Raw genomic sequence first — 11,317 nt, forward strand, 5'->3', positions numbered from 1 at the left:
CGCCCCGCCCCGCCATGCGTCGCCGGGAGTGGTCGGGTCAGTCGCCGCGACCCGCCGGTACCACCCAGGTGGTGGGCTGTCCGGTGATCGCGGTGATCATGTCGAAATCACCGTCGTAATGGAGGACGGTCGCGCCATGGCGTTCGGCCGTGGCGGCGATGAGCAGGTCCGCCATGGACAGCGCGCGGTGGTTGCCCTTGTGGAGCGCCTGTACCTGGACGTCGATGGCACGGTCCCAGATCTCGTCGGGCATGGCCAGCCAGTGGAAGCCGCCGAGGAGCCAGCGCACCCGCTGCGCCTCCCTGGCCGTCCGTGCGCTCTGGAGGACCTCGATCTCGACGGCGCCACACACGGCCAGCAGCCCTCGGTCCGAAAGCTCGTCGAGCACCCGTGCGATGGCGGGCTTCGGCCACCGGGCGAGCGCAGACTTGTCGAGCAGGTAGAGCTCCCTGCTCACGCGGCGTCCGGCCGCGCCGCACCTTCGCCGGTCAGCTCCGGCAGGCCGCCGCTCTTGAGCCAGTCCGCGAACTCACGCCGCTTCTCCCGGTCGACCACGGCCCTCAGCGCGGCGTTGACGGTGGCCTTCTTGGTGGTGGTGCCGAGAATCTTCGCCGCCTCGTCGAGCAGCTCGTCGTCGACATCGAGAATTGTTCGGGACACTGGCCCTCCTCAGCCGGCACGGACGGCTAATGATATCAAGTCCGACGAGTTTTGATATCAAGCGGCGAGGGCGGGTCGGCTTGTCAGCGGCGCCCCGGGGACGTGCTGACGACGGTCGGCGAGTACTCGTTGGCCGCCTCCACGGCCCACTCCAGCGCGAAGTCGGCCTCCTCCTCCCAGCCGGGCTCGCCGCCGACGAAGTGCGACCGGCCGGGGAACTCCCGGTAGCTGGTGATCGCCGTCGAGCCCCGGTAGAGGTTGGCCACGGAGGACGCCAGCGAGGCCGGCACCACGTGGTCCTCGCCGCCGGCCGTCACCAGCAGCGGCGCCCGGTCGGACCGTTTGGTGTCCGCCGCCGTCGCCGAGTTCGGGTCCAGGTTGGCGAACGCCCCCTCGAAGAAGACGTGGCCCGCGGCGGGCACCGCGTACCGCTCCCAGGCGGCGTCGGAGTCCTCCGGGCTGATCGTGTTGCCGAAGGTGTACCGGAAGTCGTCGGGCGTGAACGCCACGGCGCGGTACCGGTTCGCCGGGTTGCGCAGGATGGGGAACCCGGAGCGCAGCGTGCTGAGCGGTAGCTTCAGCACGCCCTTCACCGGCGCGGGGTGCAGGCCGACGACCGCGGCGCCGAGGCCCCGGCTCAGCAGCAGTTGCGCGATGAGACCGCCGAACGAGTGCCCCATGATGATCGGCGGCCGGGGCAGGTCCCGGATGATCGCCGTGTAGTGGTCGACGATGCCGGCGATCCGCTGCGCGGCGATCGGCGTCGGATCCTCCCGCAGGCGCTCGACGTCCTGGTCCATCCCGGGCCAGGCGGGGGTGAGCACCTGGAAGCCGCGCGCCGCGTAGCGGTCGACCCAGTGCTCCCAGCTGCGCGAGGTCATCCAGAGCCCGTGGATCAGCAGGACGGTGTCCACCCGTGCCGTCGGTGCGCTCATGCCCTGACCTCCCGGTGCGTCGACGAGTGACGTCGGCGCTGCTTACCCGGCCGGGCCGCCCTCACTCGCGACCGGGACGTGGGTGGCGAGGCCCTGGATCAGCAGGTCGAGGCCGAACTCGAAGCGGGTGTCGCCGTCGCCGGCGAGCAGCACGTCCACGTGCTCCCGCATGTGCGGGTACCGCCCCGCCGGCAGGTTCCGGTAGTACGTGCTGAGCTGCTCGCGCATCCGCGCCCACCACGCCGGCTGGTCCTGTCCGGCGGCCCGGACCTTCTCGGCGTACAGGGCGCCCTCGTAGGCGTCGCCCGCGATGTAGAGGAAGAGCCGGTCGAGGAACCAGGCTGCCTGCTGGGCCGGCACGCCGCCGCTGCGGAGAACGGCGAGCAGCCCGTCGGTGACCCGCAGGGCGTTGGGACCGGTGGGGATGGTGGCCAGTGAGGCCAGCGCCAGGTCGGTGTGCGCGGCGTAGACCCGGTACGCCTGCCGGGCCACCTCGCGGACCTGCTCCGTCCAGCGGCCCGGGTCGGGCTCGGGCACGGTGATGTCCGCGCTGACCCGGTCGACGAGAAGTTCGAGCAGTTCCTCGCGCCCGGAGACGTGGGCGTAGAGGGAGGCCGGTCCGGTGCCCAACTCCTGGGCCACCCGCCGCATGCTGAGGCCGCCCAGACCTTCCCGGCCGAGCACGGCGAGGGCGGCGTCGACCACGGCTGGCTGGCTGAGCGGCTGTCGGGCCGCCCGGCTGCGGGGCCGGGTACGCCACGGCGGGGCGGGCTGTTCGCTCACGGATGACCTCCGGCTCAGGGACTCGAACATAGTACTTGCCGCGAACGCCGTTCGTTGCTAGAACAGTGTTCGTCAACGAACAGCGTTCGCTCGAACTCGTGGGGGCCCCATGACCACCCAACTGATCGCGGCGCCACCGGCCACCGGCCACCGCTGGCGCTGGATCGCCCTCGCGGTGATCCTCGCCGCCGAGGTGATGGACCTGCTCGACGTGCTCGTCACCAACCTCGCCGGTCCGGCGATCCGGGCCGACCTCGGCGGCTCGCCCACCGTCATCCAGTGGATCGGCGCCGGCTACACCCTCGCCATGGCCGTCGGCCTGGTCACCGGCGGCCGCCTCGGCGACCTCTACGGCCGGCGCCGGATGTTCCTCGTCGGGGTGCTCGGCTTCACCGCCGCCTCGGCGGCCTGCGCCCTCGCCGGCAGCCCCGGCACGCTGATCGCCGCCCGGGTGGCGCAGGGCCTGCTCGGCGCCCTGCTCCTCCCGCAGGGGCTCGGCCTCATCAAGGAGATGTTCCCGCCGGAGCAGCTCGCCGCCGCCTTCGGCGCGTTCGGCCCGGTGATGGGGATCTCCGCCGTCGGCGGGCCGATCCTGGCCGGCTGGCTGGTCGACGCCGACCTCGGCGGCACCGGCTGGCGCGCCATCTTCCTGATCAACGTCCCGCTCGGCCTGCTCGCCGCCCTCGGCGCGGCCCGCTTCCTGCCAGCCTCCCGCCCCCACCACGCCACCCGGCTCGACCTGCCCGGCGTCGTGCTGCTCTCGGTAGCGGTGTTCCTGCTGGTGCACCCGCTCGTGCAGGGCCGCGAGCTGGGCTGGCCGGCGTGGAGCTTCGCCATGCTGGCCGGCGCGGTCGTCGTGCTCGCGGTCTTCGCCCGCTACGAGCAGCGCCGGCAGCGGTCCGGCCGGGACCCCCTGGTGGTCCCCGCCCTGTTCCGCCGCCGCGCCTTCACCGGCGGGCTGGTCGCGGGGCTGGCCTTCTTCACGGCGCTGGCCGGCTTCTCGCTGGTGTTCAGCCTCTACCTCCAGCTCGGGCTCGGGTGGTCGCCGCTGCGCGCGGGACTGGCCGGCGTGCCCCAGGCGATCGGCATGGTGGCCGCTTTCGCGCTCGCCGGCGCCGGCCTGGCCCAGCGGCTCGGCCGGCGGCTCATCCACCTCGGTCTCGGCGTGGTGCTGGCCGGCGTCGCCGGGATGCTGCTCACCCTCACCGTGGCCGGCGCCGACGTCACCCCGTGGCGGATGGCGCCCGCGCTGCTGGCGGTCGGCTTCGGCATGGGCCTGGTGATGGCGCCGTTCTTCGACATCGTGCTCTCCGGCGTGGAGGAGGCCGAGACCGGCTCGGCGTCCGGCACCCTCACCGCCGTGCAGCAGCTCGGCGGCGCGCTCGGCGTCGCGCTGCTCGGCACGGTCTTCTTCGACGGGCTGACCGAGTCGGTGTCGCACGCCGTGCGGGTCACCCTCCTGGCCGAGCTGGGCCTGCTGCTGGTCACCGTGGCCGGCGCGTTCCTGCTGCCCGGCCGCGCCCGGGAGGGGGCCGGTGGCGGCCACTGACCGCCCTGACAAATGTCACGGTCGGAAGGTGACGATCGCTCCGGGGACCGGCCCGCCGGTTCCCGGAGCATCGTTGTCATGACCGACACCCCACCGGCCGTCGAGCTGGCCGGACTCACCAAGACCTTCGGCCCGGTGACCGCCGTCGACGGGCTCAGCCTCCGGATCGAACCGGGCGAGGTGGTGGCCTTCCTCGGCCCCAACGGCGCCGGCAAGACCACCACCGTGGACATGCTGCTCGGGCTGGCCCGCCCGGACGCCGGCACCGTCCGGCTCTTCGGCGGCACGCCCGGCGACGCCGTCCGGCTCGGCCGGGTGGCCGCCGTGATGCAGACCGGCGGCCTGCTCAAGGACCTGACCGTCGCCGAGACGGTACGGATGACCGCGCACTTCTACGGCCAGTCCCGGCCGGCGGCCGAGGTGCTGGAGCGGGCCGGCATCGCCGACATCGCCGACCGTGCGGTGGGCAAGTGCTCCGGCGGCCAGCAGCAGCGGCTGCGCTTCGCCCTGGCGCTGCTGCCCGACCCCGACCTCATGGTGCTCGACGAGCCGACCACCGGCATGGACGTCGAGGGGCGGCGGGACTTCTGGCAGGCCATCCGGGCCGACGCCCGCTCCGGCCGGACCGTCCTGTTCGCCACCCACTACCTGGACGAGGCCGACGCGTACGCGGACCGGATCGTCCTGGTCCGCCAGGGGCGGGTGGTTGCCGACGGCACCACCGCCGAGATCAAGAACCTGGCCGCCGGCCGGGTGGTGCGGGCCACCCTGCCGGGCGCCGACCAGACCGCGCTCGCGGCGCTGCCCGGCGTGCAGTCCGTCGAGGTGCGCGGCGAAGCCGTGCTGGTCCACACCGAGGACTCCGACGTCGTCGCCCGGCACCTGCTGACCCGGACCGACGCCCGCGACCTGGAGATCACCTCGCGCAACCTCGAGGACGCCTTCCTCGCCCTGACCGCCGCCGCCTGACCGCCGACCGCGCCGAACCCGGAGCCTCAGATGACCGTCACCGCCCCGTCCGCCACCACCACGCCCGACCGGGCCGGGACCCGCCGGCCCCCCGCACTGGGCGGCTTCTCCGCCCCCGTGCTCGGCATCGAGATCCGCCGGGTGCTGCGCAACCGCCGCACGCTGGTGTTCATCCTGGTCATGCCGGCGGTGTTCTTCCTGCTGTTCGGCCTGCCGCAGCGGGGGCAGAACCTGGACAACGGCCTGCCCGTCACCGCCTGGATCATGATCAGCCTGGCCGTCTACGCGGCCATGGTCGCCACCACGAGCGCCGGCGCGGCGGTCGCCACCGAGCGGGCGCTGGGCTGGAGCCGGCAGCTTCGGCTCACCCCGCTGCGCCCGGCCGCGTACGTGGCCACGAAGGTGGCCACCGCTATGGTGCTCGGCCTGCTCGGCGTGCTTGTCGAGTTCGCCGTGGGCGCCGCCTCCGGGGTGCGGATGCCGGCGCACGTCTGGATCGAGTCCGGCCTGACCGCCTGGATCGGCTCGCTCGTCTTCGCCGCCCTGGGCCTCTTCGTCGGCTACCTGGCCCCGGCCGAGAACGTCATGCAGTTCATGGGCCCCGTGCTGGCCATCCTGGCCATGCTCGGCGGGCTGTTCGTCCCGCTGGAGATCCTGCCCCACGCCATGCAGCAGATCGCCAAGTTCACCCCGGTGTACGGGGTCGGCGAGCTCGCCCGGTCGCCGCTGACCGGGGCCGGTGTGGACTGGGCGGCGGTCGGCAACGTGGCCGCCTGGACCGCCTTCTTCGGCCTCGGCGCGGCCCGGCTGTTCCGCCGCGACACCACCCGCGTCTGACGCGCGGCGGCGGAGGCTAGCGTGTTCACCGTGGGCCTGCCGCACCAGCCGAGTCAGCCGGTGAGCCGCCGTTGGCGGCTCACCGGCTGGCTCCTGGCCGCGGTCTGGCTGTTCTTCCTCAACATCCCACTGCTCACCGCCCTGCACCAACCCGAGATGTGGCGCCGGGTGCTGGGCGCGGCCACCCTGGTCGCCTTCGGCGTGCTCTACGTCTGGGTGTTCGAGTGGGCGCGCGGCCGGCGGCAGGCGCACCGGAATATCCCGCGCGGTCGGGCGTGGACGGTCCTGGCGGCGCTGCTCGGGCTCGGCCTCGCGGGTATTCCGGGCACCGAGGGGGACTGGCTGACCACACTGGTCTTCGTGGCGGCCGCGGCGGTCTTCCTGCTGCCGATATGGGAGTCCCTGCTGGTGGTCGTGCTGGCCGCGCTGACCCCGCCGGTCACGGCGGCGCTGGTGCCCGGCTGGGAGGCCGAGGGGACCGTGGTCTTCGCCGTCGTGCTCGCCTCGTTCGCCATGTTCGGCGTCACCCGGCTGGCGCAGCGCAACGCCGAACTCCAGGGCGCGCAGCAGGAGATCGGCCGGCTGGCGGTGGCCGAGGAGCGGGCCCGGACCGCACGCGACCTGCACGACATCCTCGGGCACTCGCTGACCGTGGTGGCGGTCAAGGCGGAGCTGGCCGGTCGGCTGCTGGAGCTGGACCCGGCCCGGGCGGCTACCGAGGTCGCCGACATCGAGCGGCTGGCCCGGCAGGCCCTGGCCGACGTGCGGGGCACCGTCGGGGCGTACCGCGGGGTGAGCCTCGCGACGGAGCTGGCGGGGGCCCGGTCGGCGCTGGCCGCCGCGGGCATCGCCGCGGACCTGCCGGAGACGGCGCCGTCGCTGCCGGCGGAGCGGGACGAGCTGTTCGGCTGGACGGTCCGCGAGGGGGTGACCAACGTGGTCCGGCACAGCGGCGCCCGGCGGTGCGAGATCCGCGTCGACCCGACGGCCGTGGAGATCCGCGACGACGGCCGGGGGCCGGCCGGCGACCCGGAAGCGGCCGGTCACGGCCTGGTCGGGCTCCGGGAGCGGGCCCGGCGGCTGGACGCCACGGTCACCGTCGGCCGCCCGCGCGCCGGCCGCGGTTTCCTGCTCCGGGTGACCCTGCCCGACGCGAAACGGGGGACGACCGGATGACCGGGCCGATCCGGCTGCTGCTCGCCGACGACCAGGCGCTGGTCCGGGGCGCGCTGGCCGCGCTGCTGTCGCTGGAGCCGGACCTGACCGTGGTGGCGGAGGTGGGGCGGGGCGACGAGGTGGTGCCGGAGGCGCTGCGCACCCGGCCAGACGTGGCCCTGCTCGACGTGGAGATGCCCGGCCTCGACGGGGTCGCGGCGGCCGCGGCGCTGCGGGCCGCGCTGCCCGGCTGCCGGGTGCTCGTGGTGACGACCTTCGGCCGGCCCGGCTACCTGCGCCGGGCCATGGAGGCGGGCGCGAACGGCTTCGTGGTCAAGGACACCCCGGCCCGGCAGCTCGCCGACGCGGTCCGCCGGGTGCACGCCGGGCTGCGGGTGGTCGACCCCACGCTCGCCGCGGAGACTCTGGCCACCGGGGCGAGCCCGCTCACCGACCGGGAGACCGAGGTGCTGCGCACGGCCCGGGGCGGCGGCACGGTGGCGGAGCTGGCGGCGACGCTGCACCTCTCCGAGGGGACGGTGCGCAACCACCTCTCCGCGGCGATCGGCAAGACCGGCGCCCGGAACCGGGCCGACGCGGTCCGGGTGGCCGAGGAGAACGGCTGGCTGCTCGGCGACTGAGCCGGCTCAGGCGGTGGCCGGCGGGGTGGGGAGCTGGTCCACCACCACGACCGCGGTGCCCGGGCGCAGCTCCGCCAGGAGCTGCCGCTGGCCGCTGCGGGTGAGCCGGATGCAGCCGTTGGTGACGTTCTTGCCGAGCGTCGCGTCGGTGTACCAGCTGTGCAGCCCGATGTGCGCGCCGCGCAGGCCGGTGGGCACCGCGTCCGGGTCGTCGGGGATCGCGCCGAGGGCGAAGATGTCCACCCCGCCGTAGACGTCCTGCGGGGGCGGGGTGCGGCCCAGCACGAAGGTGCGGCCGAGCGGGGTGAGCTGGCCGGACATGCCGAGGCTGACCTCCCAGGAGCGTACGGCGCGGCGGTCCCGGTACCAGGTGAGCCGGTGCGGGCGGCGTTCCACCACGATCTGGTCGCGCAGCGCCACGATGCTCCAGCTGCCGGCCGGCAGCCAGGCGATCCGCCGGTTGGCCGAGGGGAGCAGGACGGCGGTCCAGCCGACCCGCCGCTCGACGATCGGCATGGTCAGCTCGACGCCGCTGATGGTGGGGGCGAGGAACGCCAGCGGCCGGCCGCCCGGCGCGTCGTACGCGGCCACGGTGCGGGTCGGCGTGACCCCCTCGTTCAGCGGGCGGGTGTCGGCCGGGCCCGGGTCGGCGGGGAATCCGCCGGGCGCCGGGTCGTAGGTGACCACCGGCAGGTCGTCCGGTGCGGGCGCGGCGGCCGGCACGGACTCCTCGGGGGACGGGCTCGGCTCGTCCGGTGCGGGCGGCACCTCCGCGACAGGCGCGCCGGCGACCGGCGTCGGGGCCGGACCGCCGGTGAGGCTCCGCCCGACCAGCAGCGCGGCCGCCAGCAGCACCGGTACGCCGACCGCGGCGAGCAGCCAGCCGAACGTCCAGCGCGAGAACAATCGGTCAAACAGCACGATCAATACTGTAATCGGGCGAGAGTCCGCCGTGCCGCGAAACGGCGGCGCGGGGGACCCCGGGTTCGGCGAGGTGCGGGTCAGGACAGCTTCGCGCCGACGTGGATGGCCACCGCGTCGTGGGCGTTGACGGTGGCGGCGAACCAGCCGCCGGCGTCCACGGTGATCACCGGGCCGCTGCACGAGCCGTTGCTGAAGTCGCCGTGGACGACGTCGCAGTAGCGGCCGGTCGGCAGGCCCGTGTAGTAGGAGCGGCCGCTGATCGCGGCGTCCTCGTCGTTGATGGTCAGGTAGCCCCGGCCGGCCCGGCTGAAGGCGATGTGCTGCCAGCCGTTGTCGTACCAGTTGGCGACGGCGGCGCCCTGCGTGGCGTTGGCGAAGCCGACCATGTTGGCGATCACCCGCCAGCGGTGCTCGCACTCCCAGCCCGAGTAGCAGGTGGTGTTCGACGTCTTGTTGCCGGCGTCCGAGGGCGGGCCCTGGTCCTTGTTGCCGAACGTGTAGCTCGACATCACCGCCGGGGTGCCGTACGGCCAGGCGAGCATGAAGGCGTTCGCGAGGGCGTACTCGCCGCGGTCGCGGTAGGTCAGCACGCCGCCGTCGCGCTGGGTGTCGTGGTTGTCGGTGAAGACCACCGCCGAGCCGCCGGGCAGGTAACCCCAGGACTCCCCGAAGTTCCTCAGATACGCCAGCCGCTCGCTGTTGAACATCCGGGCCAGGTCCTTGCCGTACCGGAACTCGTGCACGTCGCCGTTGCCGGTGTACTCGGTCGGCTGGATCGGTTCGCCGGCGCCGTAGATGACCTCCTGCACCAGGTACGCCGAGCGGGACAGCTTCCCCCTGATCGCGGCGATGTCCGCGGCCGGCATGTGCTTGCTGGCGTCCAGGCGGAAACCGTCGACCCCGAGCGAGAGCAGGTCGTTGAGGTACGCGGCGAGCCGGGTGCGCACGTAGTCCGACTCGGTCTTCAGGTCGGCGAGGTTGACCAGCTCGCAGTTCTGCACCTCGTACCGGTCGCCGTAGTTGGCGATGTCGTTGTTGCCGTTGCGGCCGCAGTAGTGGAAGTCCTGGCTGGAGTAGGTGCCGGGGTAGTCGTAGTGCCCGAAGCCGCTGCCGGCCCACCCGGTGCCGCCGTTGTCCTGGCCGGACATGTGGTTGACGACGGCGTCGACGATGACCTTCACGCCGGCGTTGTGGCAGGTGTTCACCATCGCCTGGAACTGGGCGCGGGTGCCCTTGCGGGACTCGATCCGGTAGCTGACCGGCTGGTAGGCCACCCACCACTGGTTCCCGCGGACGTGTTCCTGCGGCGGGGAGACCTGGACGTAGCCGTAGCCCTTCGGGCCGAGGGTGCTCGTGCACTCGCTGGCCACCGAGGCCCAGTTCCACTCGAAGAGCTGGACGATGACCTTCTTGCTGCCGGGGGTGGCCGCGGCGGCCGGGGGAGCCGCCACGGTGGTCGGGACGAGCAGGCTGGCGGCCAGGCCCAGGGCTAGGGCAGCCGCGCGGCATCGACGTCGATGCATCGGGACTCCTGAGGGGTGTGCGGCGCGGGGGAAGCTTTCAGTGCCGGCTTGTTGCAAGTCGGCCTGAAATTTTCGGCAAGGTTACAAGCGTGTTGCAAGAAATGTCAACGGATGGACATACGTCGTTGCGTCAGGCGCTACACGCGCCCCGGGGCCGGACGGTTCGACGGATCGGCGGAGAAATTCGCCACCGGAGGTGATCCGCCCGTGCCGTCCGTCCGTACTCGAGAGGGGAGCAGGGTCGGTCGGTGGGGGCGCCGCCGCGAGACGATCGAGGAGCAGATGGCCCGGGCACAGCAGAACGAGAAGGCGACGACCGTCCGGACCGCCACCACCAGCCGTGGTGCCCGGACGATGTCGAAATCCGCGATGGTGGCGCTCGCCGCGTCCGCGCTCGCCGTCGCGTGGGCCGGCCTCGAGCTGGCCGGCGCCGGCAGCGTCATGTACTCGTACGGATTCTTCTTCACCGAGTTCTTCGCCGGGGTGGTCACCCTGGTCTCGCTCAGCCTCACCGTGATGATGGGCCTGCTCGCCACCGACCGGCTGGTGCTGCTCATCCGGCACCGGGTGCTGCTCCAGTCGGCGCACCGGGCCACCGGCGTCCTCGGCGTGGCCGGGCTGGCCTGCCACGTGATCACCAAGGTCGCGATCGGGCGGGCCGGGCCGACCGACGCGCTGATGCCGTTCGTCGCCGGCCGGGGCCTCTATGTCGGGCTGGGTACCGTGGCCGCGCTGCTGATGGTCGGCGTGCTCTGGACCGGCATCGTCCGGGTCCGGTTCGCCGGTGTCGGTCCGAAGTGGATGTGGCGCGCGCTGCACTCGATGGCCTACGTCTCGTGGCCGTTCGCGCTGCTGCACGGGCTCAACGCGGGCCGGGCCGCGAAGACCTGGGTGGTGCTGAGCTACCTGGCCTGCGTGCTGCTCGTGGTGATGGCGCTGCTGGTCCGCCTCTCCGTCCACCTGGGCAAGCGCAGCCGGGAGCAGCACCAGGCCGCCGCGCTGAACCAGGCCATGGCCGGCAAGGGGGAGGAGCGCACGGGCCTGCTCGCCGGGCTGGCCCGGCGCCGCGGCGCCGCCAAGGAGGAGAGCCGGTCCGCCCGGGGCCGCGAGGGTGGCTGGGCCGAGGCCACCGCCACCTGGACCGCGCCGGCCGGCACCGCCCGGCGCCGCGACCCCGAACGGTTCGCCGTACCCGTGGTGCCGGAGCCCGGGACGCTCCGCGACAAGCTCGGCACGGACCGGCTCACCCCGGTCCGCTGACCGCCTGGCGCGCGGCGGGGGTCGGCTCGTCCGGCCCCCGCCGTCGTCTCCACCACAGGCCGGCCGCCAGCAACAGCACCA

Annotated in this window: 12 protein-coding genes; 6 read left to right on the top strand and 6 right to left on the bottom strand. The window is 73.6% G+C overall.

Going from position 1 to position 11,317, the window contains the following annotated elements; all coding sequences use genetic code 11:
- Nucleotides 1-37: 37 nt before the first annotated feature.
- From F8274_RS26975 to F8274_RS26990, 4 genes are all read right to left on the bottom strand, one after another.
- Complete coding sequence (locus tag F8274_RS26975) at nucleotides 38-457, bottom strand: PIN domain nuclease (RefSeq protein WP_151465173.1); 420 nt, start codon at nucleotides 455-457, stop codon at nucleotides 38-40.
- Entirely contained in the window at nucleotides 454-660 is a 207-nt protein-coding gene (locus F8274_RS26980; protein WP_151465174.1) for a type II toxin-antitoxin system VapB family antitoxin, read from the bottom strand. The genes F8274_RS26975 and F8274_RS26980 overlap by 4 nt, the downstream gene beginning before the upstream one ends.
- An 83-nt stretch (nucleotides 661-743) precedes the next feature.
- Complete coding sequence (locus F8274_RS26985; protein WP_151465175.1) at nucleotides 744-1,595, bottom strand: alpha/beta hydrolase; 852 nt, start codon at nucleotides 1,593-1,595, stop codon at nucleotides 744-746.
- 42 nt (nucleotides 1,596-1,637) lie between these two features.
- The gene (locus F8274_RS26990) at nucleotides 1,638-2,378 is read right to left on the bottom strand and encodes a TetR/AcrR family transcriptional regulator (protein ID WP_151465176.1); all 741 of its coding nucleotides are present in this window, start codon (nucleotides 2,376-2,378) and stop codon (nucleotides 1,638-1,640) included.
- A gap of 109 nt (nucleotides 2,379-2,487) precedes the next feature.
- Here F8274_RS26990 and F8274_RS26995 point away from each other — a divergent pair, with 109 nt between their 5' ends.
- From F8274_RS26995 to F8274_RS27015, 5 genes are all read left to right on the top strand, one after another.
- Nucleotides 2,488-3,927: a DHA2 family efflux MFS transporter permease subunit gene (locus F8274_RS26995; protein WP_151465177.1), complete on the top strand. Its 1,440-nt coding sequence runs from the start codon at nucleotides 2,488-2,490 to the stop codon at nucleotides 3,925-3,927.
- Nucleotides 3,928-4,005: 78 nt separating this feature from the next.
- On the top strand, nucleotides 4,006-4,896 hold the full coding sequence (locus F8274_RS27000; RefSeq protein ID WP_151465178.1) for an ABC transporter ATP-binding protein: 891 nt from the start codon (nucleotides 4,006-4,008) through the stop codon (nucleotides 4,894-4,896).
- 30 nt (nucleotides 4,897-4,926) lie between these two features.
- Entirely contained in the window at nucleotides 4,927-5,733 is an 807-nt protein-coding gene (locus F8274_RS27005; RefSeq protein WP_151465179.1) for an ABC transporter permease, read from the top strand.
- 21 nt (nucleotides 5,734-5,754) lie between these two features.
- Complete coding sequence (locus F8274_RS27010; protein WP_151465180.1) at nucleotides 5,755-6,909, top strand: sensor histidine kinase; 1,155 nt, start codon at nucleotides 5,755-5,757, stop codon at nucleotides 6,907-6,909.
- Nucleotides 6,906-7,529 (top strand): response regulator transcription factor, encoded by a 624-nt coding sequence (locus F8274_RS27015; RefSeq protein ID WP_151465181.1) that lies wholly within the window; start codon nucleotides 6,906-6,908, stop codon nucleotides 7,527-7,529. Before F8274_RS27010 ends, F8274_RS27015 begins: the two co-directional genes overlap by 4 nt.
- A 6-nt stretch (nucleotides 7,530-7,535) precedes the next feature.
- Here the strand turns inward: F8274_RS27015 and F8274_RS27020 are convergent, their stop codons facing one another.
- On the bottom strand, nucleotides 7,536-8,450 hold the full coding sequence (locus F8274_RS27020) for a L,D-transpeptidase (RefSeq protein WP_151465182.1): 915 nt from the start codon (nucleotides 8,448-8,450) through the stop codon (nucleotides 7,536-7,538).
- Nucleotides 8,451-8,530: 80 nt separating this feature from the next.
- Nucleotides 8,531-9,976 carry an alpha-amylase family protein gene (locus F8274_RS27025; protein WP_151465183.1) on the bottom strand — a complete coding sequence of 482 codons (1,446 nt, stop codon included), beginning with the start codon at nucleotides 9,974-9,976 and terminating at the stop codon, nucleotides 8,531-8,533.
- A 282-nt stretch (nucleotides 9,977-10,258) separates the two neighbouring features.
- On the opposite strand from F8274_RS27025, the gene F8274_RS27030 reads away from it, so the two are divergent.
- Nucleotides 10,259-11,236, top strand: coding sequence for a hypothetical protein (locus F8274_RS27030; RefSeq protein ID WP_225853995.1), 978 nt, complete (start codon nucleotides 10,259-10,261; stop codon nucleotides 11,234-11,236).
- Nucleotides 11,237-11,317: the final 81 nt, after the last annotated feature.

It is taken from the genome of Micromonospora sp. AMSO31t, assembly GCF_008868175.1.
Lineage (GTDB): Bacteria > Actinomycetota > Actinomycetes > Mycobacteriales > Micromonosporaceae > Micromonospora.

Coding starts and splice junctions, on each gene's coding strand:
- F8274_RS26985 (WP_151465175.1), bottom strand. CDS start 1,595: ATGAGCGCACCGACGGCACGGGTGGACACCGTCCTGCTGATCCACGGG.
- F8274_RS26995 (WP_151465177.1), top strand. CDS start 2,488: ATGACCACCCAACTGATCGCGGCGCCACCGGCCACCGGCCACCGCTGG.
- F8274_RS27000 (WP_151465178.1), top strand. CDS start 4,006: ATGACCGACACCCCACCGGCCGTCGAGCTGGCCGGACTCACCAAGACC.
- F8274_RS27005 (WP_151465179.1), top strand. CDS start 4,927: ATGACCGTCACCGCCCCGTCCGCCACCACCACGCCCGACCGGGCCGGG.
- F8274_RS27015 (WP_151465181.1), top strand. CDS start 6,906: ATGACCGGGCCGATCCGGCTGCTGCTCGCCGACGACCAGGCGCTGGTC.
- F8274_RS27025 (WP_151465183.1), bottom strand. CDS start 9,976: ATGCATCGACGTCGATGCCGCGCGGCTGCCCTAGCCCTGGGCCTGGCC.
- F8274_RS27030 (WP_225853995.1), top strand. CDS start 10,259: ATGGCCCGGGCACAGCAGAACGAGAAGGCGACGACCGTCCGGACCGCC.